Annotated in this window: 17 protein-coding genes; 10 read left to right on the top strand and 7 right to left on the bottom strand. The window is 45.6% G+C overall.

Features of this window, described 5'->3' with window-relative positions:
• Positions 1-33 precede the first annotated feature (33 nt).
• Together H6H02_RS10575 and H6H02_RS10570 are read right to left on the bottom strand one after the other, a co-directional pair.
• Positions 34-1,023, bottom strand: a complete 990-nt coding sequence (locus H6H02_RS10575) for a hypothetical protein (protein WP_190817330.1) — start codon at positions 1,021-1,023, stop codon at positions 34-36.
• 180 nt (positions 1,024-1,203) lie between these two features.
• Positions 1,204-1,431 carry a hypothetical protein gene (locus H6H02_RS10570; protein ID WP_190817328.1) on the bottom strand — a complete coding sequence of 76 codons (228 nt, stop codon included), beginning with the start codon at positions 1,429-1,431 and terminating at the stop codon, positions 1,204-1,206.
• Between the two features lie 344 nt (positions 1,432-1,775).
• Between H6H02_RS10570 and H6H02_RS10565 the strand changes: the two genes are divergently transcribed.
• Positions 1,776-3,371: an Hsp70 family protein gene (locus H6H02_RS10565; protein WP_190817326.1), complete on the top strand. Its 1,596-nt coding sequence runs from the start codon at positions 1,776-1,778 to the stop codon at positions 3,369-3,371.
• A 173-nt stretch (positions 3,372-3,544) separates the two neighbouring features.
• Here H6H02_RS10565 and H6H02_RS10560 read toward each other — a convergent pair whose 3' ends face one another.
• The 3 genes from H6H02_RS10560 to H6H02_RS10550 all read right to left on the bottom strand — a co-directional run bounded on the left by H6H02_RS10560 (position 3,545) and on the right by H6H02_RS10550 (position 5,704).
• Positions 3,545-3,991, bottom strand: coding sequence for a L,D-transpeptidase (locus H6H02_RS10560; protein ID WP_347342601.1), 447 nt, complete (start codon positions 3,989-3,991; stop codon positions 3,545-3,547).
• Positions 3,992-4,433: 442 nt separating this feature from the next.
• Positions 4,434-4,946 carry a L,D-transpeptidase gene (locus tag H6H02_RS10555; RefSeq protein ID WP_190817324.1) on the bottom strand — a complete coding sequence of 171 codons (513 nt, stop codon included), beginning with the start codon at positions 4,944-4,946 and terminating at the stop codon, positions 4,434-4,436.
• A 104-nt stretch (positions 4,947-5,050) separates the two neighbouring features.
• Positions 5,051-5,704: a bifunctional 4-hydroxy-2-oxoglutarate aldolase/2-dehydro-3-deoxy-phosphogluconate aldolase gene (locus tag H6H02_RS10550; protein WP_190817322.1), complete on the bottom strand. Its 654-nt coding sequence runs from the start codon at positions 5,702-5,704 to the stop codon at positions 5,051-5,053.
• Between the two features lie 347 nt (positions 5,705-6,051).
• Here H6H02_RS10550 and H6H02_RS10545 point away from each other — a divergent pair, with 347 nt between their 5' ends.
• The 6 genes from H6H02_RS10545 to H6H02_RS10520 all read left to right on the top strand — a co-directional run bounded on the left by H6H02_RS10545 (position 6,052) and on the right by H6H02_RS10520 (position 13,855).
• Entirely contained in the window at positions 6,052-6,966 is a 915-nt protein-coding gene (locus H6H02_RS10545; protein ID WP_190817320.1) for a DUF2382 domain-containing protein, read from the top strand.
• Between the two features lie 152 nt (positions 6,967-7,118).
• Positions 7,119-7,328, top strand: a complete 210-nt coding sequence (locus tag H6H02_RS10540) for an acetyltransferase (protein ID WP_190817318.1) — start codon at positions 7,119-7,121, stop codon at positions 7,326-7,328.
• A gap of 518 nt (positions 7,329-7,846) precedes the next feature.
• Positions 7,847-8,809 (top strand): DUF2382 domain-containing protein, encoded by a 963-nt coding sequence (locus H6H02_RS27105; protein ID WP_190817316.1) that lies wholly within the window; start codon positions 7,847-7,849, stop codon positions 8,807-8,809.
• Positions 8,810-9,404: 595 nt separating this feature from the next.
• Positions 9,405-11,840 (top strand): phosphoenolpyruvate synthase, encoded by a 2,436-nt coding sequence (gene ppsA / locus H6H02_RS10530; RefSeq protein WP_190817314.1) that lies wholly within the window; start codon positions 9,405-9,407, stop codon positions 11,838-11,840.
• A gap of 126 nt (positions 11,841-11,966) precedes the next feature.
• A complete protein-coding gene (locus H6H02_RS10525; protein WP_190817312.1) occupies positions 11,967-12,851 on the top strand; it encodes a ChaN family lipoprotein in 885 nt (294 codons plus the stop codon).
• A gap of 41 nt (positions 12,852-12,892) precedes the next feature.
• Positions 12,893-13,855 (top strand): PrsW family intramembrane metalloprotease, encoded by a 963-nt coding sequence (locus H6H02_RS10520; RefSeq protein WP_190817310.1) that lies wholly within the window; start codon positions 12,893-12,895, stop codon positions 13,853-13,855.
• Positions 13,856-14,007: 152 nt separating this feature from the next.
• On the opposite strand, the gene H6H02_RS10515 is transcribed toward H6H02_RS10520, so the two are convergent.
• Positions 14,008-14,265 carry a hypothetical protein gene (locus H6H02_RS10515; RefSeq protein ID WP_190817308.1) on the bottom strand — a complete coding sequence of 86 codons (258 nt, stop codon included), beginning with the start codon at positions 14,263-14,265 and terminating at the stop codon, positions 14,008-14,010.
• 609 nt (positions 14,266-14,874) lie between these two features.
• Between H6H02_RS10515 and H6H02_RS10510 the strand changes: the two genes are divergently transcribed.
• Together H6H02_RS10510 and H6H02_RS10505 are read left to right on the top strand one after the other, a co-directional pair.
• On the top strand, positions 14,875-15,078 hold the full coding sequence (locus H6H02_RS10510) for a hypothetical protein (RefSeq protein WP_190817306.1): 204 nt from the start codon (positions 14,875-14,877) through the stop codon (positions 15,076-15,078).
• A 137-nt stretch (positions 15,079-15,215) separates the two neighbouring features.
• The gene (locus H6H02_RS10505; protein WP_190817303.1) at positions 15,216-18,830 is read left to right on the top strand and encodes a PAS domain S-box protein; all 3,615 of its coding nucleotides are present in this window, start codon (positions 15,216-15,218) and stop codon (positions 18,828-18,830) included.
• Positions 18,831-19,040: 210 nt separating this feature from the next.
• Here H6H02_RS10505 and H6H02_RS10500 read toward each other — a convergent pair whose 3' ends face one another.
• Positions 19,041-19,637: a DUF1802 family protein gene (locus H6H02_RS10500; protein WP_190817301.1), complete on the bottom strand. Its 597-nt coding sequence runs from the start codon at positions 19,635-19,637 to the stop codon at positions 19,041-19,043.
• A 169-nt stretch (positions 19,638-19,806) separates the two neighbouring features.
• On the opposite strand from H6H02_RS10500, the gene H6H02_RS10495 reads away from it, so the two are divergent.
• Positions 19,807-20,766, top strand: a complete 960-nt coding sequence (locus H6H02_RS10495) for an aldo/keto reductase (protein WP_190817299.1) — start codon at positions 19,807-19,809, stop codon at positions 20,764-20,766.
• Positions 20,767-20,964: the final 198 nt, after the last annotated feature.

Here is a 20,964-nt window from a genome sequence, read left to right as displayed (position 1 = left end):
AGCCAAACCTACCACCCATTAGATTCTACTGTCTTAGCTTAAACTGGTAGCCTCTTGCGACTCATCAATCGCTTGAATTGCTTTGGGTTCCGAAGATTCTATACTTGAACCATAAAGGTCTACAAATCTTTGAAAAAGCCACATTGTTTCATGAGTTGAAACCCTATTTAAGCTGACTAAACGCTGTATATTTCTTTCAGCTAGTTTCTGTAGGTAGGGCAAATCTTCAAAGAGTGTCAGGCAAGAGGCAAAATGCAAGATAAATTGCAATAAAGGTCTGGGCCACTCCAAGTCGCTGTAAATGTCTACCAAGAACTTATGTTCGGTGTCGCTGAGCGGAATGGCATTGAAGATGACAACGATCCTTTTGCCATTGTAGACCGGAATGCTGAGTTCAACCGTATAGGGACTATGCAAGGTTAAGTCCACTTCAACGATAGGTTGTCTCCAAATTCTTAAAGGATTGAGTGGAGAATCTAAAACAGTTTGAAATTTTACCATTCCACCGATGGCTGTAGGCTGGAAATGGCTCACATTAATAACCCGTAAGTTATTCAGGCTAAAGTTGTGAATACTTTCCAAATGTTTTAAATTTAATAAATGATAGATTTGGCAGAGATAGGGAAAAGGTAAAATGTATTGCTGCCCTATCAAATGATAATCTTGTAATTCAAGCATTCTGGCTTGAACAGTAGATAGATATTCTTCATCCTGATAAGGATTTGCATCGGATTGATAGTTTTGGATTGTGTCTAAACCATCATTCGCTAAGGCTTGGTCTGGTCTTAAATACAGCCAACTCAGAAAAAAGAAAGAAGCTGTAAATAAGTGTATAACTTCTATCACTGATAGATAGCCATCAGCAAAGGAAGCAACTGTTCTATCGGTAAGTCCGAATAGCCAAGATGGAATTCCAAATACCCAAATTCCATTCTTGAAGTTGGTGATAAACAGAGAGATTTCTAGGTATTGATTATTGTTTATGAGTTTAAAGTCAGTGTTTTGAAGAATATCGCTAGACATAATAATTCAAAAGATTGAGATTTTTTTATTGATTTATCTTTGGCTTTGCACTTCTATAAGCTTTGCACTTCTAATAATGCTTGGCTGCTTGTATAGAAGCGATCGCTATTAGTCAGATCATCTGCTTCATCTTTTGCCTTTCGCACTGAATGCCCTCTGGAAAACTCTCCGCCACCTGTCTCAAACCTGCTTTTGCCTTGAGGTTGGTTTTAAAAGCAGCCAACTTACAAAGAAAAACGTCGCCGTGCCTAGTTGTGCGATGTCGATAACAGAAAGATATCCATCTGACAATGAAGCGATACTTCTATCAGTAATCCCAAATAGCCAGAAGGAAATACCGAAGAACCATAGACCGATTTTGAAGTTTGCTAAGTTCTTAGCAGCTTCTATGGGTTGCTGGTTATTCATCTTTTCAGCCCTTTTCCTAAAGAAACTCAATGGTCATCTAGCAATTAAAGGGCTTGAGGACTTTTGATAACTCCTGACATTCCCCTTGACACTCCCATGTTAAAAAATGTTTCATTTACTTGCCATGTGTCCAAAGAGGGAGTTCGCAAAATACCAGAGAAATCGACAAAAGGCAAGGAAAATGTATATTAAACTACTAAAAAAGCTATAACCTCGACAGCATAGAGGTTTTGCAGCCTTCAATTCAGACAAGAAAAGCGGGAAAACTGAGTTTGAAGGAAAACAGGGATATTCGTTGATAAAATCCTTGAGGACGTGATGCCGGTTTGTCGGTGTGAAGCTGAATGGCGATCGCAATTGATTTTGGAACTAGCAATACAGTTATCGCTCGCTGGAATCCAGCCCTCCAGCAACCAGAAACCTTGAGCCTACCTGGGTTATCGGTCATCGCTGGGCAGAATCCCCCCTTGATTCCCAGTTTGCTCTATGTTGAGGATGCCGCACTCTCGACGGTAGTTGTGGGGCAAGCTGTACGCGATCGCGGTCTCGATCTCACTAGCGATGCCCGCTTTTTCCGCAGCTTTAAACGAGGAATTGGGGCTGATATTCAAGGATTCCTCCCAGAATTAGATGGGCAGTTCGTTACTTTTGAGCAAGTCGGACAATGGTTCCTCAACCAGCTGATTGAGAAACTCCATGCCGTGACCCCCGATGTCGGGCAGTCTCTGGTATTAACGGTGCCAGTAGACAGTTTTGAAGCTTACCGGAAGTGGCTGGGGCAGGTATGCCAATCTCTTCCGGTAGAACAAGTGCGGATGTTGGATGAACCTACAGCCGCTGCCTTGGGCTATGGAATGAAAGATGGGGGCGTGGTACTGGTGGTAGATTTTGGCGGCGGGACGCTGGATCTTTCCCTGGTGCGGCTGGATATGACAGAAACTCAGAAGCCGCTGGGTTTTATTCTCAAATGGGGAAAAAAACAGCTAGCTGAAAAGTCAGGACAGAAGGCAAAAACTGCGCGGGTATTAGCGAAAGCTGGACAAAATTTAGGCGGTTCGGATCTAGATAACTGGGTTGTTGATTATTTTGCCAAAACTCAGGGATTGAATCCGACACCTTTGACGACACGGCTGGCAGAACGGTTAAAGATTCAGTTATCTGTGGAAACCGAGGCGCATGAGGTTTATTTCAATGATGAAACTTTTGAGAGTTACGAACTAGAACTGAATCGCGATCGCTTTGAAGCCATCCTCACAGAACACCAATTTTTTGATCGCTTAGATGAGTCGATGACTCAAGTGTTGCAGCAAGCGCGTCGGCAAGGCATCGAAGTGTCAGATATTGATGCTGTCTTATTAGTGGGCGGGACTGTACAAATCCCCGCTGTACAGACATGGGTGCAGCAATACTTTGACTCCAGCAAAATTCGTTGCGATCGCCCTTTTGAAGCGATCGCCCAAGGTGCCCTGCAACTGAGTCAAGGCGTCGAACTGCAAGATTTTCTCTACCACAGCTATGGCATCCGCTACTGGGATCGCCGGAATAACCGCCACAACTGGCATCAACTGATTAACTCAGGTCAAGCTTACCCGATGAGCCAACCTGTGGAATTAGTTCTGGGTGCTTCGGTGGAAAACCAACCCAGCATCGAATTAATTATCGGAGAGTTAGGCGCTGAAACGGGTGGCACAGAAGTGTATTTCGATGGTGATCGCTTAATCACCCGTCGTTTGGGCAGCGACCAGACATCGGTACAACCCCTCAACGACCGCCAGGGTGCCCGTACCATTGCCAATTTGACACCACCGGGATATCCAGGAAGCGATCGCATTAAACTTCTGTTTCGCGTCGATCGAGAGCGCTTCCTGCGAATCACTGTTGAAGACCTGCTGACCAATCAAACTTTATTAGACAATCAGCCTGTCGTTGAGCTGAGCTAGGTTTCCCTTTTATCAAATCCGGTTGATTACCCGCAATTAAGAAGAACCCCACCATTGAGAGAGCGATCGCCTTGGCTCCCGCTCCCACTCCGGCTCCGGCTCCCCTCCCTGCTTGCGGGGAGGGGCGGGGGGTGGGGTTCTTTGATGACGCATTTGATATTAGCCGTTACCCCTTACCGACGTACAACCACCTTTGTGCCATGTGAGGCGAAGCTGTACAACTTGCGAGCTTGAGCGACTGGCAAATTGACACAGCCGTGGCTGACTGGGGTACCAAAGCGGTTATGCCAGTATGCTCCATGAATGGCATAGCCGCCGGAGTAGTACATCGTGTAGGGCACATTGGGAACGTTGTAGTCCCTGCCTCGCATCCGAGCCGTGCGGTGCTTTGATTGAATTCTGAAAGTCCCGACGCGAGTGGGGGTAGAGCGCTTACCACTGGAAATTCGGACAGAATAAACCCGTCTTCCACCTTCCCAGGCAATTAACCGTTGCTTTGAAAGGTTTACTTCAATCCAGCGCCGTTGCGATCGCCGAGCGCGAAGACTTTTACTGGCGACTCTGGTGCGACGAACCCTGTTGCTGGCGATTCTGCTGCGGCGAACCCTGTTACTGGCGATTCTTCTACGGCGAACACGGTTGCTAGCGATTCTGCTACGGCGAACTCTGTTGCTGGAGGCTGTTCTCCGAACTCGGATGCGCTTCCTCAAGGCTCTGCGCGATCGCACGGATCTTCTCGTCGATGGCTGTTCGGCTGTCTCCCTTGCCCTGACTGACTTTGATGCTGATAGAGCGGGCGTTGACCAAGAAAACACAGTCGCAAAGATCAGGGCGATACTCGCCCAGAAGGTTCCAGAACGACGTAACCAAGCAAAGCAAATTTGGCTTTTAATGACACACCTCACTTTCGGGTTTAGGAAAGTAGCTAAGGTTAGGTTTCCCTATCTGATATTTACCTAAAACTATCTTTAGATAGATTTTGGGAACCCATTCCAGATTTTTCCATAAAAGGGGGTTCTAGAGCCAAAGAAACTATTTATTTTTATTTCCTTTGCTTCTTATTTATTTATGGACAACGACGGGCGTCCCCACCGCAGCCCAGTTAAATAGCCATTTAGAATGATTAACCGCTACATTGATGCAACCGTGGCTAACGGGAGTCCCAAAGCGGCGATGCCAATAAGCACCGTGGATGGCATAACCACCGTGGTAATACATCGTGTAAGGAACATTCGGAACATCATAATCAGCTCCGCGCATCCTGGCAGACCGATGTTTCGACTTAATCGCAAACGTGCCCGTGCGAGTCGGAGTTGAACGTTTGCCGGTGGAAACAACCACTGCATAGACGGGTTTTCCACCTTCCCAGGCAACCAGTCGTTGCTTGGACAGGTCAATCTGAATCCAGCGTTGCTCAGATTGTTGCAACTCCTGCATTTTTGCAGCCACAATTGGCTGCTTTGTTTGAGCAATCGCAGGTGCGATCGCAGCATCCAAAGCCGTAAGCGCCACCATCGCCCCAGCAAATAATGCAACTGGGCGACGCAGCAAAGTAGCAGAAATGATGCTTTTCATGGCAAATCATCTCACTCGGTGGATCGGTTAGGAGAATTCAGCAAAAAGCTCTGAGTAGCTGCTAGGAGCAACTCATGTCGGTCTTTTATTAGCTCAATCGTAACTCAGCTGGTGGAGTCATTCACCAATTGCATCAGAGTTTGAGCGCGTTTTGCGATCGCATCGCATCCAGAGGACGACGCAATGGCTTCCCAGTTTTGGGGAAATAAACTGCCAGAAAGCCCGACCGCGATCGCTCCAGCCGCTAGAAAGGCTTTAGCATTTTCTACCGTCACCCCCCCAGTCGGAATTAAGGGAATATGTCCTAATGGCCCTTGCAGACTTTTGATGTAGCTAGCACCGCCTACCGCTTGGACGGGGAAGACTTTGACACAACTGGCACCTGCTTGCCACGCCGTGACAATTTCCGTTGGAGACAGCGCCCCCGGAACCATCGGCACGCCGCTATCCGTTGCTGTCTGAATCAAGATTGGGTCAACGTGGGGAGTAAAGACGAATTGGGCACCGGCAGCGATCGCGTCTTTAAGCTGTGCCCGATTTAATACAGTACCCGTGCCAATCGTACACGCGGGTAATTCTGCACGCAAATCAGCAATCAATTCTGCTGGGTTGTCGCTATTCCAGGTAATTTCAATCAACTGCATTCCCCCAGACGCAACCGCATGAGCCATTTGGCGACCCAGCTCCATCTGCGGTGCGCGAATGACTGCGATCGCACGGTGCTTTTGCACCTGCTTGAACCACGACTGATTATACATCCTCATTTTCTACCGTTAGGCAGATTATTTTTTGAACTTATTAGATAGTATTAAATATTTTCTGTTTAAAACTTCAAGAACTTTCCCCCTTTAGAAATACCTATTTGCTATTCTTAGCTTTCTCTTAATTAAAATTTCTTAATATTTCTTGCTATCAGTTACTGCTTAAAAACTCAAGCTCAATCACTAAGCTACATTCTCAATCACCCAAGTTTAAATTTTCAACCCTTCGATTGAATGTTTGTATAACTTACTTAAGGTGAGTTAATTCAGTCGCTAGGGAGATGAAGACCAACAAAGAAATTTATAAGATGGCGAATATAGAATACTTTTGAGAGAATCGAATCATGCCTCTTTTAAAACTCACAGAATTTGATCCAAACTACAGCGAGACTTTTGAAGGAGATGACCTTCATGGAATGGGGGTCTATTCAGAAAGTAGCACCGACGATAAAATTGGAACGGTTAGCGAAATTCTGGTTGACGAGGAAGGTCACTTCCGGTATTTAGTTGTTGACCTAGGATTTTGGATTTTTGGCAAAAAAGTTCTACTGCCAATTGGTCGTTCTCGAATTGATTACGACACCGATCGGGTTTATGCCATTGGGATGACCAGAGAGCAAGCAGAAGCTTTACCAGAATTTAATGAAGCGACAGCCACTGATTACGATTACGAAGAACGGGTAAGAGGCGTTTATCGCGCTCCTTCTACAGGAGTTTCTGCTACCTCTACCACTGCAACACCTGTTGATACCTCTTACGCAGCAGGTACGCCTAGCTACGACACTTACAATCGCGATACCTACAACTATCAGCAAGAGCCAGCTTTGTACGGACTCAACGATCGCGATCATCAAACTCTCAGACTGTATCAAGAGCGACTGATTGCTAACAAAACTCGCGTTAAAACCGGGGAAGTAGCAGTTGGTAAGCATATTGAAACTGAAACTGCACGAGTTTCAGTGCCAGTTGAAAAAGAGCGAGTGGTGATTGAACGAGTCACTCCAGCAGATGCGGGAACACCTGTTGCTCCTGGTCAAGCTGATTTCCACGAAGGGGAAGTTGCCCGCATGGAAATCTACGAAGAAACTCCTGACATCCACAAAGAAGCTTTTGTGCGGGAAGAAGTCCGAGTTAAGAAAGTAGTAGACCACGAAACGGTTAACGCAGAAGAAACGATTCGTCGTGAAGAGTTAGATGTGAATACAGATGGTCAAGCTACAATCAACCGTCCTACTAACTTACCTTCCGATCGGATCTAATAAGCCCTCCAACGAGCGGTTAAATCAGTTGATTTGAGCGAATAAAAACCGTGCGGGCAGGGCAATTTATTCGCTCTGCCTGCGCCTTTAGAAGTAGCTTTGCATTTTCAAGGCCACTACCTCGCACTTGATAACCTATTTAGAAAGTCTTCATGTTTCTCAAAAACAAACAAACCGGCGATTTGATAGAAATCCTTAATGTTGAGGAGTTGTTCAATCCTAATCAGGATGCTGTTTCCGGAAAAGATCAAGCAGGGCAGGAAGAACAAGAGAAAGCTTCTTTTGAGAAGAAAGAATTGATTTTCCCTTCTGGAGAAAGCCTACCTCGTTGTTGGATGGATGCAAATTATACAACGAACTAATTTTCAATAAGTGGGTGAATGAGATTCAATTGAAGATGTTCATAGCTTGAGAAAACACGATAAAACCCAATATCTGTATGGGCGATCGAGAAAGCTAGCACATCCTAAAAGTAATTAATCTCACCTACTGAAAACGTTTAAGGATAATGGGTGTTTATTATTCAATTTTTGCTAGCTTACCTTTGATTTTAGAAAAAGGGCTGCAAATTTTGAAAGACTGATGGAGAAGGAGTCATATCATCTTTGTATTTTGTAAGTTGATTTGTAATCGTCTCAGCATTTTGTCTGTTCGGTGGGAAAATGCTGAGTCGCTCACTTCAACCGAAGATTTACTGCTGTGCTGGCAAAACGCAGGTGTTCCCGACGGAGATTCCCTTTCCCCATGCCCAATCCCGAATCTCCGAAATCTAAAATTCCCTCGGGGACAAGGACTTACTTTTTATTTTTGATAAACACCCGTTCATAAATGGAAGGGAAGAAACTGATTTTTAATTCAAGATCATTTAGGAAGTTTTGAAATGAACGATCAAACGTTGGGACAAGGGCAAGGAGCAAGGCGCAATGATATGCGGATCAATGTCTTGCTAAATAAATTGCAAAGTAAACTCAGGGATTTTGCAGTCCAGGATCGGAACAACTTGCTGTTAGGAAAAGTGAAAGATGTAAATCTTGATTCAGAGCGTCAGCTAAACTTAGTTATATCTCAAGAGGGTTTGTATCAAAACTCTCCTCTATTTCTCATCAAAAGCAAGCATATTCAGCAAGTTGACTCGTCGAGAAAAACGCTTTTTGTGGCTCTTAGTAAAGAGGAAACCCAGTATTTGCCTGAATATGTACCATCCGAACAAACGACGGGTGGGGAGCTTTTAGAAACTGCACCTACCTCAAGTACAACTGCATGGGGAGTAACAGATGCCTCGACTGCCTCTGCCATACCAACGGCTGATGAATTAAATAATCACCCAGAAGAACTGGAGCGAGATAGTATGCCAGCAGATGCTTATAATAATTTTAGTACAGAGGCAGAAGTTGTCGAGGAAGAAATCTTTCGGTTGCTAGAAGAGCGACTAATCGTTGACAACAACAAACATAAAGTCGGCGAAGTGATTGTTCGCAAAGAAATCGAAACGCGCATGGTAGAAGTGCCAGTCCGCCGAGAGATTTTAATTGTTGAACAAGTCAGCCCGGAACACAAACAACTTGCAGAAATTGATTTAGGACAAGGAGAAATTCCTAATCTTGAGCTGATTGAAGCAGCTAATTTCAACGCTAAATCTACAAGTGACTCTCAGCTGACAGTCACAGGTGAATTTGATTCACCGAGAACAGCCAGTCGAATTTTAGATGCGATCGCTCATCAGCGTCGTCATGGGTGCGCTAAAGTCCGAGTAGAAATCATTCTCGAAGATGCAGAACATCAGGCAACATACCAGGAATGGTTCGATCGCTGTTCAATCAAGCAATCGTCTAATGGAAAGTAAGGCGGTTCGGATATAAAGTTTGATACCAGTGCCTGGAGATTAGAAACGTGGTACTTGGGTGATAGGGAACTGGGGACTTCCTAATTTCCTATCACAAGCTGATTTCCGACCCTTTTTTATTGCTCTACAATAGCTTCTCCCTTGCCCCCTAAACTTCACAGAGATGGGGGAACTTTTTCATTGGGTCTACTATTTCCTTGTGCATGCAAGAAGATATAGAGCCTTTTATCGTCTTGCTTTTTACCTTCGTAAGGAATCAAGAGAGCAATTCCCAGCCTAAAAGGACTTAGCTAGAAATGGAGAATAGGTTAATAAAAGGGCAAAAGACCTGAAAGGAAAAGCGTGAAGTATACAAGCTCTATTTACCTTTATCCTCGATCCCTAAGTATTTACCCTGAATTCTTTGAGCTTTATTCTGGAAACTTAAAGTTCCCATCTTTGCCAATTGGCAGCTTTAATCTCTGGAAATTATAACCAAAACCGGCTGATTTCGCAGTGATCCCAAAGAAATTACAAAATTAATGAAGAAGTGATCTAATTTACCCATTCTTAGCCGCGCCATCGCTAGACTAAAGCTACAAAAGGAGAAAAAGCTATGGTTACAGCAGCGGCAGAAAGGTCATTGCACTTATCCAAAGAGCGATCGCTAATTCTCTGGTTCGATGAAGTTGGGATTATCGATGTCCCGTTGGTAGGCGGGAAAAATGCTTCCTTAGGAGAAATGATTCAGCAGCTAACCCGCCAGGGAGTCAATGTTCCCAACGGGTTTGCGACAACGGCGTATGCCTACCGCTATTTCATTCAGTCAGCGGGATTAGAAGACAAGCTGCGATCGCTCTTTGCTGACTTGGATGTTGAAGACCTCGACAACCTGCGAGAACGGGGGAAAAAAGCACGAGCATTGTTAATGCATACGCCTTTCCCTGAGGAACTACGGACAGCAATTACCGCAGCTTACCAACAGATGTGCAAGCTTTATGGCGCTGACATGGATGTAGCTGTTCGCTCCTCTGCCACCGCTGAAGATTTGCCCGATGCTAGTTTTGCCGGTCAACAAGAAACCTTCCTAAACGTTCAAACCGCTCCAGGAGTTTTGGCAGCTTGTCATCGATGCTTTGCCTCCCTATTTACCGACCGTGCAATTTCTTACCGCCACATCAAAAACTTCGACCATTTTGATGTGGCGCTTTCCGTCGGCGTGCAAAAAATGGTGCGTTCGGATTTAGCCTCCTCAGGTGTCATGTTCTCGATTGATACCGAAACCGGCTTTAAAAATGCTGCCTTAATTACAGCCGCCTACGGGTTAGGGGAAAATGTCGTTCAAGGGGCAGTCAACCCTGATGAATATCTGGTTTTCAAGCCCACCTTAAAAGATGGATTTCGCCCAATTATTGACAAACGGCTGGGCAGCAAAGAATTCAAATTAGTGTGCGATCAGGGGGGCTGTAAAATCACTAAGAATGAGCGAGTGCCCTTAAGCGATCAACGGAAATTCGCCCTCAACGATGACGAAATTTTGCAACTCGCTGAGTGGGCTTGCTTGATTGAAAATCATTACAGCGATGTCCACGGTAAAGATATGCCGATGGATATTGAGTGGGCAAAAGATGGCGTTACTAATGAGCTTTTCATCGTCCAAGCTCGTCCGGAAACGGTGCAATCTCAAAAGAGTAAAACAGTCCTGCGTAGCTATCATCTGGTAGGGGCACAACAGGTGCCTTTACTAACAGGGCGTAGCGTTGGAGAAGCGATCGGTCAGGGCAAAGCCAGGGTAATTCTCGATGCGAACAAAATTGAGTTGTTCCAAGCCGGGGAAGTTTTAGTCACTGATAAAACTGACCCCGATTGGGAACCAATTATGAAAAAAGCTAGCGCGATTATTACAAATAAAGGAGGGCGTACCTGTCACGCGGCGATTATTGCCAGAGAAATGGGAATTCCAGCCATTGTGGGCTGCGGAAATGGCACGGAAATTTTAAAAACAGGTCAAGAAATTACGGTTTCTTGTTCTGAAGGAGAAGAAGGACGGGTTTATTCGGGATTATTGCCCTACGAAGTTCAAGAAATTCCGCTGGAGAACCTACCCCGCACTCGCACTAAAATTATGATGAATGTAGGAAATCCTGAAGAGGCATTTAGTCTCTCAGCAATTCCTAATGATGGCGTAGGATTAGCTAGACTGGAGTTCATCATTGCTAATCATATCAAAGCCCATCCTTTAGCTTTGATTTATTACGACAAATTAGAGGATGTAGAAGCTAAAGAAAAAATCGCGGAAATGACGGTAGCTTATGAACACAAACCTCAATATTTTGTGGATAAGTTAGCTCAAGGAGCCGCAAGGATTGCCGCCGCTTTTTATCCTAATCCGGTGGTCGTGCGGATGAGCGATTTCAAGAGTAATGAATACGCCAATCTTTTGGGCGGCAGGCAATTTGAACCCAAAGAAGAAAACCCGATGCTTAGCTGGCGAGGGGCGTCTCGTTACTACGATGAAAACTATCGCGATGCTTTCGCCTTAGAGTGTCAAGCCTTGAAGCGGGTAAGAGATGAAATGGGTTTAACCAATGTTATCCCGATGATTCCTTTCTGTCGCACTCCCGAAGAAGGGCGCAAGGTGTTAGCAGAGATGGCGAAGCATGGCTTGGAACAAGGCAAAAACGGTTTGCAAGTTTACGTGATGTGCGAGTTGCCCAGTAACGTCATCATGGCTGAAGAATTTGCCGAGGTTTTTGATGGTTTCTCCATCGGTTCTAACGACTTAACGCAGCTAACGTTAGGTTTAGATCGGGATTCTGCGTTAGTGGCGCATATTTTTGACGAACGCAACGAAGCAGTGAAGCGGATGGTGAAGATGGCGATCGCTGCCGCTAAGAAAACTAATCGCAAAATCGGTATCTGCGGTCAAGCGCCCAGCGATTACCCGGAATTTGCTCGATTCTTGGTAGAGTTGGGGATTGATTCGATCAGTTTAAACCCGGATTCTGTACTGAAGACGCTGTTGATGGTGGCGGAAGTTGAAGGGGTTTAACTCAATCGTTGCAACAACTGAACGTCAAGAAACCCGTTTTCCCCAAGAGAACGGGTTTTTCATGTAGCTGCAAATAAGTAAACAGCAGTGACGCTGATAAGGACGCTCTCCTGCCACAATATCTTTATGAAAAAATACTCATTCACCCAATTCTGCGCTTGGTCGCTGTTTATTTTCCTCCTCTGTGCCTTGCCTGCTTATTCCCAAACAATCTCCAGCCCTCAAACGCAGCAAAGCTATACTGCACCCGAAGTTTTCCAACAACTCGCAAAGGTAAACGTCATTTATTTAGGGGAAACCCACGATAGCCCTGAAGATCACCAAGCTCAACTGGAGATTATTCAGGAACTCTATCGGCGGAATCAGAAAGTAGCGATCGCGATGGAAATGTTCCAGCGTCCCTATCAAGGCGTACTCGATCGCTATCTGGCGGGGAAGATAACCGAAACTCAGTTAATCGAACAAAGCGAATATGAAAAACGCTGGGGTTTTTCTTGGGAATATTATGCCCCAATTCTGGGTTTCGCTAAGGAAAAGAAACTGCCTGTCTTAGCCTTAAATACTCCGAGCGAAGTCACCCGCAAAGTTGCCCGACAAGGATTAGAAAGCCTAAAACCAGCGGAACGGCGCTATATTCCAGCAGAGGCTGAAATTCGTACCGATAATACCGAATATCGCCAAATGGTACAACAGGCTTTTCAACAACATCAAGTAGCGGGGCATGGTTCCAGTGCTAACTTTGAGCGATTTTTCATCGCTCAAGTGCTGTGGGATGAAACAATGGCAGATGCGATCGCGCAGTTTCTAAAAACCCATCCAGATTATCAAGTCGTTGTGCTAGTTGGGCAAGCTCATCTTGTCTACGGCTACGGAATTCCCAGCCGTGTTGCTCGACGCTTGGGCAATCAAATAATCCAGCGCTCGATTCTACTCAATCCTACTGAAGAAGATCCCGCAAAAACCGATCCAGCGATCGCGGATTACTTTTGGGTAACAGCACCAGACAAGTGACTGAGGAATAAGTTATAAACGAATAAATTAAAGCTCTCTCTATGGATAGATTCTTAATCACAGCCATTCTAATAGCGATTCCTACATTTATTTACATCCGCATCGTGATTAGCATCGATCGGTTTGAAAAAGAACCGACACGATACCTGATTGCAGCATTTTTGTGGGGGGCGCTGCCAGCAGTGATTGGTGGCATCATTTTGCAATTAATTTTAAACGTACCTATACAACTGATATTTGGTGCGGAAAGTCTTGGGGGTCAATTCATCACCACTGCTGTCAATGCGCCAGTCACCGAAGAAATCCTCAAAGGCGCTGCTGTAGCAATTATTTACCTGTGGTATCGCAGAGAATTTGATGGGTGGGTAGATGGTATCGTCTACGGGGCGATGGCGGGTTTCGGATTTGCCTATGTAGAAAATATCCTCTACTTGCTGGGTACAAAGACGTGGGAAGAATGGGGACAGCTACTGCTTCTGCGTGTCATCGTCTTAGGCTTCATGCACGGCTTTTGGACAGCCCTCACCGGAATAGGTTTTGGTTTGGCACGGCATCGACATAACCTGCTTGCGAAAATACTGCTAATCTCTGGCGGGTTGATTGCGGCAATGAGTGCCCATTTAATCCACAATGGCGCACTAATTTTAGCAAAAGCCAGCGGTGGTGCGACCGTAGCGATCGCTCTGTGGAATTACGGGTTTCTGGCAGCCTTAATGGTTGTTTTAGGATTTGTCGCCGCCGATCGCGATCGCGAAATGCTCAAAACTTATCTTAGCGACGAAGTACCAACTGTAATTTCAGCCGCTGACTACGAAGCACTGTGTAACAGGCGTTCCAATACCTTAGCGCGGTTGCGCGTAGCACCCAAACAAAAACGCGCTTTCATCCAAACCGCAGCTGAGTTGGCTCAAAAGAAATTTCAGTTATTCAAAATGGGGGAAGAAAGCGGTAACACTACCGAAATCGCTCTACTCCGCAAACAATTAAAGCAATTAAGAAATTAACGCCATCTGCAACTCTTTTTTAGCCCTAAATCCCTGAGCAATTGAGGGCTAAGAAAGCGTCCTAGATATCAATCAACCCTGTCGTGCAAAAAGTCTCTAGAGGCTGATTTTTAGGAGACATTTGTACACGTAGCATTTGCTTTGTCTACTGGTTAGCTTTTATCGCTTTGCTCGGAATTTATAAAAGAAAATTCCTGTGCCTTTGCACTAGGAACCAACGTCCAGCCTGTCCGGATTAGCTTTTGGTAAGTTGCCCACCCCTTAGAAATTCCTGGTTCGCGGTAGTCGGGTACAGCGTATTGTGGAAAGGCTGTGTAAGGTCGCCAGGGTTCATTCGGTTGGTTTTGCAAATACAAAATCTTCTCATCATCCGTCGCAGACTTCGGCAACCAGGACATTTGCTTAGGCATCAGAAAACTCCTTTCTCAAAACAAAGGGGTGAACCCTTGAGCAGATTTTCTTGGAGTAAATGCTTGCAGTAAGCTTTCCTTTACAATAGCTGTCTATACAGCTTAACCAAGAGTTGCTAAGACGGCTCAAGGTCAATCGGCTTAATGAGTTCCTGAAAAGCTCTTAGGATGAACTGCTACTCCAAGGAAACTTGGATTTGTTGATGGTTTAGAATAACATACCTCTAAAGCACTCACAAAATTTTTGCCCCAATCAATCTTTCTAGATCGCGATCATAAAACTTATCATTTTTTATTGACAGAATATGCAAAATAGCTAGTAAAGGATTGGCAACTCAGTTTAGTTGTATATAGCGGCAATTGGGGAATAAGTTGTTTAGTCGTATTCATTCTCAACTCAACATCAAAGCGATCGCTTTGATCCCGAACCGATTGAGACCCACTCTCCACGCCACTCGCCTAATACCTTTAACCTATCGTTATAATTACTTTTGGTTAAAGGGTGTTGCCAGTCGCTTTTTTTGGGGAAACATGATTTAGGTAGCGTAGTTGAGTCTCATCAAATCGGATGAGTTACCATTGATATGAACTCATGAAAAAATCGCGTAGATGATTGCAGAACTTGCCAAAGCGAGAATGGGCAACCCTACTGAAGCTCTACAGTATCTAATGAGTTTAGGTACAAAACCCCGCCTATGGAATGGGAGGAAATTACCGACTGAAGCAGGTCTAAAGAAGATCGCGATCGCACAGCCTAGGTCGGCAGATACGGCATCAGCTATCTTGAAGCGGAAAGAAGCGGGAAAATGGTGAGCGTAGCTTCTTCAAGGTCTTCTACAGTCCAGAAAACTTGTGAGCGATCGCATTCGTGCTGAAGAAGCTAGAAGAAGCGAATCGTAGCACTGTACTTTGCAATGCGGCTAATGATGATGAGCAGATTAAAGCGCAGAATGTCTAGAGAGTTTGAAAGACGGCTTAAAGTACAAACTCCAAAGCTTCTCAAAGCGAAAGAAGCATTGCAAGCTGCTTTAACCCAGTGCCAGCAAACAGAGGCGGCGTTGCACGAAGCTCATGAAGAGTTAGAAAAGCGCGTCAGAGACCGGACTGCGGAACTGGCGCAAGCCAACAAACAATTGCATCGTGAAATCAATGAGTGCCAACAAACAGAGGCAACGCTGCGCCAAAACGAACAGATGTATCGCCGCCTTCTGGATACTACGGGTGAAGGCATTTGGATAATCAACACTGAGGGAAAAACAACCTACGTTAACCAACGAACTGCCGAAATGCTCGGTTATCCGGTTGAGGAAATTCTGAGTCGTTCTGCATTCGATTTCCTGTTTGAGGAAGACGTTTCTGAAGTAAAGTCGTATTACCAACGATTGCAGCAGGGAAGCCAAGAACAGCACGAGTGGCGTTGGCGTTGCAAAAACAATCGAGAGCTGTGGGTAGCTGCTAGAACCCATCTAATCTTTAGCGAAAACGGTCAATTTCAGGGTTTTATCGGCATATTTACCGATATAAGTAACCGTAGGCAAGCGCAAGAGGCAGATAGAGAAAGCGATTCGTTATTCCAAGCGACATTCAACCAAGCTGCTGTCGGCATCGCTCACATCAGCCTCGACGGACAGTGGTTACTGGTTAATCAAAAACTCTGCGATATCGTGGGGTACACGCCAGAGGAACTGCGACAGCGCACTTTTCAGGATATTACTCACCCCGATGATTTGAGTGCGGATCTGGAAAACGTCCGCCAAATGTTGGCATCAGAGATTCAAACCTATTCCATAGAGAAGCGCTACATCCGCAAAGATGGTTCTCACGTCTGGATTAATTTGACTGTATCGCTGGTACGAGAAGCAACGGGTGAGCCGAAGTATTTTATTTCGTTTATCGAAAACATTAATGAACGCAAGCAAGCTGAATCGTCATTAGCACAATCGCTGAAGGAACTATCAGATATTAAGTTTGCTTTAGATCAAGCAGCGATCGCAGTGGCAACTGACGATAAAGGAACGATTAATTATGTCAATGATAAATTCTGTCAAATCTCCAAATATTCTAGGGAAGAATTGATTGGAAAAACTCATCGATTGATTAATTCTGGATTTCATTCAAAAGAGTTTTTTAAAAATCTTTGGGCAACTATTTCCGAGGGAAAAATTTGGCAGGGAGAAATTAAAAATAGAGCCAAAGATGGCACTTGTTACTGGGTCGATACCACCATTGTGCCATTTATAAACGACCAAGGAAAACCCTTCCAGTATTTAGCAATTCGATTTGATATCACGAAACGCAAGCAAGCAGAAGAGGCACTGCGACAAAGTGAGGAGCGATTGAGACTAGCTCTAGAAGCTGCACAAATGGGCATTTGGGACTGGAACATACTCACGAATCAAATGACCTGGACTGACAACAATGAAAAGTTATTTGGTCTAGCTCCGGGTAGCTTTGAAAAAACCTATGACGCCTTTCTCAGATACATTCATCTAGAAGATCGCAAATTTGTACACCAAGCAGCGATTCGTGCCTTGGAAGAAAATCAGGGCTACGAACAGGAATTTCGCATTGTTTGGCCTGATGGTAGCATTCGTTGGATGATGACAAAAAGTCAGTTGCTGTGCAATGAAACTGGCACAGCGGTACGGATGATTGGCACTACCCTCGATATCACCAAACAGAAGCTTGCACAATTTGCGTTAACGCAGCAGACTGAACGACAGCGATTGGTGGCAGCGATCGCTCAACGCATACGCCAATCTCTAGACTTAGACGAGATTCTCAAGACGACCGTTACTGAAGTCCGAGAATTACTCAAGGCCGACCGGGTAATCGTTTGCCGTTTCGAGCCAGACTGGAGTGGAGTTGTGATGATGGAATCGGTTGGTTCTGGTTGGATGTCTCTCCAGGGAACCGCCATTTCAAAGCCGCTGGGAGAAGGTTATGTCCAGCGCCATCAACAAGGGCAAATCATCGCGATAGAAGATATCTATACCGCAGATTTAGATCGATATCATTTTGACATCCTGGCTGAGATTCAAGTCAGGGCGAGTTTGATCGTCCCGATTTTGCAAAGAGGCAGGGACGAAATCTTCACCGTCGCGGAAAATACGGGAGTGAATGCGGTGTTTTGCACTACTTCCCCTGCGCCCGTACTGTGGGGGGTGCTATGTGCCCATGAGTGTTCAGAACCCCGACAGTGGCAGCAATTGGAAATTGACTTGCTCACTTCATTGGCAAATCAGTTAGCGATCGCCATTGAGCAATCGGCACTCTTTAAGCAGGTGCAACAGATGAACTCCAATCTGGAACGCCAAGTGCAACAACGAACCACCCAACTGCAAAAAGCACTCGGTTTTGATGCGGTACTGAAACGCATCACCGACAAAGTCCGCGATAGTTTGGACGAAAGCCAAATTTTACAGGCAGCGGTTCGAGAGTTAGGATTATCTCTCAATATGAGCAGCTGCCATGCTTCGCTTTACAACCTGGAACAAGAAACTGCCACCATTTGCTACGAGTATGTCTCCTCAATGCCTTCCTCGAAGGGTCGCATATTGCAAATGACTGCTTTCCCAGAGATTTACCAACCCCTCCGGCAAGGGAAACATTTTCAATTGTGCTCCTTCGCTGCCAACTCGATCCACGGTCAGGCGGCGATGTTAGCTTGTCCGATGTTCGACGATCAAGGGGTTTTGGGAGATTTGTGGTTATTCCATCGTCCAGACTATATCTTCAAAAAACTAGAGATCCGGCTAGTCAAGCAGGTAGCCACTCAATGCGCGATCGCGATTCGTCAAGCCCGACTTTATCAAGCATCCCTTGCCCAAGTCCAGGAACTGGAGAAACTCAATCAACTCAAAGATGACTTCCTCAGCACTGTTTCCCACGAATTGCGGACTCCTATCGCCAATATGAAAATGGCGATCCAAATGCTCAAAGTTTCTCCACCAGGCGAGCGCACTCAGCGCTATCTACAAATATTACAAGCAGAGTGCAATCGAGAAACTGAGCTAATCAATGACCTTCTAGACTTGCAACGGCTAGCCGCTGCGTCTTATCCCAGTTTTCTTGCCACGGCAATTGACTTACCAGAGTGGTTGCCAAATATTGTTGAGTCATTTCGCTCTCGCATCCAGGAACGCGAACAAATCTTACAGGTGGATATTCCCTCTGATTTGCCTATCCTAGTCTCAGAATTAGCCAGTCTAGAGCGGATTTTGGCAGAATTGCTGAATAATGCGTGCAAATATACTCCACCGGGAGAACGCATTAAAGTAACAGCCCGTGCCACTTCGGCAATGATGCAAATTAAGGTGAGCAATTTTGGTGTAGAGATTCCGCCAGAGGAGCTACCCCGCATTTTTGACAAGTTCTATCGTATTCCCCGTACCGATCGCTGGAAGCAAGGCGGAACTGGTTTAGGATTAGCGCTGGTGCAGAAACTCACCCAACATTTAGGCGGCATTCTTCGAGTCAGGAGTGCTTCTGATGAAACAACGTTTACTCTAGAGTTACCGCTGACACACCCCACGTCTGGGAATGAGAAGTGTGGGGATGGGTAATGGGATACCAAGTACCTATTCATGCGGTGTGCAACTTTTTGTATTTCTCCCCCAATTCATTGGGCAATTCATTGGGGCGCTAGGGAAAGGTTAAGAATAGTCGCACATGGCGTCAATTAGCAATTATCGGACTTACGTAGAGATTCCCCTAAATCCCCCTCTCTCCCTTTTTAAGGGAGAAAGTGGGAGCAAAACGGGACTTGCAAGCTTTCAGTGCATCAGTCCTAAATTCGCAATTTGTCGAATCGTTGTTACTTGCTGGGCATATTCTGCATCATCTAAAACAGGTTTTGCGTCCTCAATGGCGATCGCGCTTGCAAGATCGATCCACGACTTGCAACCTCCATATTCCGGGCGGTAAGCGATAATCTGTGCTTCGGGGAGTTTGTAAGTACGTAGTAGCAGCACATAAATCGGCTGACGCGGCTTCCATTTGAGGCGATCGCTTACAAATTGCTCGTTCCAAATATGGTAAGGTAGCAGCCCTCTCACTGCTGATTCTTCACTCACGGGCAAAATATCAGTAATTTCAGCCCACGCACCGATTCGGATGGTTTCTGGATGCCAACCGGAGGCGACGGGTTGCACTAGATTGGAATATTCGGCTTTCAGCAAATCGGGCTGTTGATGTTCATAAGTTGGGTAGAGCAAAACTTCTGTTTCGGCAACGGTGAAGCGGTTGTTTTCCTCGCGGATGCCGCCTTTGCGTAGCAACATAATCGTTTTGCCTTGTTCTAAGGCATTCACCGCAACTGCCCATTCTTTGAGGGCGTGGGTTGTGGTTGTAGTGGTCGTGGTGGATTGCATAAGTATCGCGTAGAGTTCTTATTCCAGGCTAGCGACACCCTCTCCATCGGTCAGTTAACACCGTTACTTTGAGGCTGATTTGAGGTTGAAAATCAACAAAGCGATCGCGTCCCCTTCCCCCAAGTGTTTCCTAATATGAAGACAGAAGCCAATAAACCAGGATTTACGCATGGAAAGACGACAGTTAGGCACTTCCGACATTCAAATTTCTCCAATTGTCATGGGTACATGGCAAGCTGGCAAGAAGATGTGGGTGGGAATTGAAGACACGGACACGATCAAAGCAATCCAAGGGGCATTTGATGCCGGTATCACCACCGTTGATACCGCTGAAGTCTACGGTGAGGGCCACTCTGAGCAGATTGTCGCCCAAGCGCTCTCAGAGGTGCGCGACCAAGTGGTTTATGCAACTAAGGTGTTTGCCAATCATCTCAAGTACGACCAAGTCATTGAAGCATGCGATCGCTCTCTCAAAAACCTGAAAACCGACTATATCGACCTATACCAAATTCACTGGCCTTCTGGGGTGTTCAAGAGCGAAATAGTCCCCATTGAAGAAACCATGAGCGCCCTCAACCATCTGAAGGAACAAGGTAAAATTCGGGCAATTGGTGTTTCTAATTTCTCCCGCGTCCAATTGGAAGAAGCCGCTCAGTATGGACGCATTGATAGTTTGCAACCGCCTTATTCCCTATTTTGGCGTTGGGTGGAAAAGGATGCCATGCCTTACTGCGTTGAAAACAAGATTTCAATTCTTGCTTATTCGCCCCTCGCTCAAGGATTGTTAACTGGAAAATTCGGTTCCGATCATCAATTCGATCCAGCGGATAATCGTGCGAAAAATAAGCTCTTTCAAAGGGAAAACTACAAACGCGCCCAGCAAGCTTTAGACAAACTGCGTCCGATTGCCGAACGCCATCAGTGTAGCCTTGCTCAACTAGCATTGGCGTGGTTAATTGCCCAACCGCAAGCGAATGCGATCGCTGGTGCGAGAAATACCCAACAAGTTGTGGACAACGCCAAAGCGGGTGATATTCAACTATCGGTTGATGAATTACAGGAAATTGACGCAATTGGGCGGATTGTCACCGATCCTCTAGACGATAGCCCTATCATGTGGAATTGGTAATCAGACGGCAGAAAAATTATCGCATCAGAATTTTAGAGAGTAAGCCGTGAAAGCGATGTATTGGGACAAGACAACAGTAGCGATCGCGGCAACTTTTTCTTATTTAATTCGCGGATTTAAAAATAGAAAACTGCTTGTGGCGAACTATTAGCTGATTCTGACAGCCATAATTCGTAACTGCTGGCGCGAATCGTGTAT

The organism is Coleofasciculus sp. FACHB-1120, from assembly GCF_014698845.1.
Taxonomy (GTDB): Bacteria; Cyanobacteriota; Cyanobacteriia; order Cyanobacteriales; family FACHB-T130; genus FACHB-T130.
This window is presented reverse-complemented; position numbering and strand designations above follow the sequence as displayed.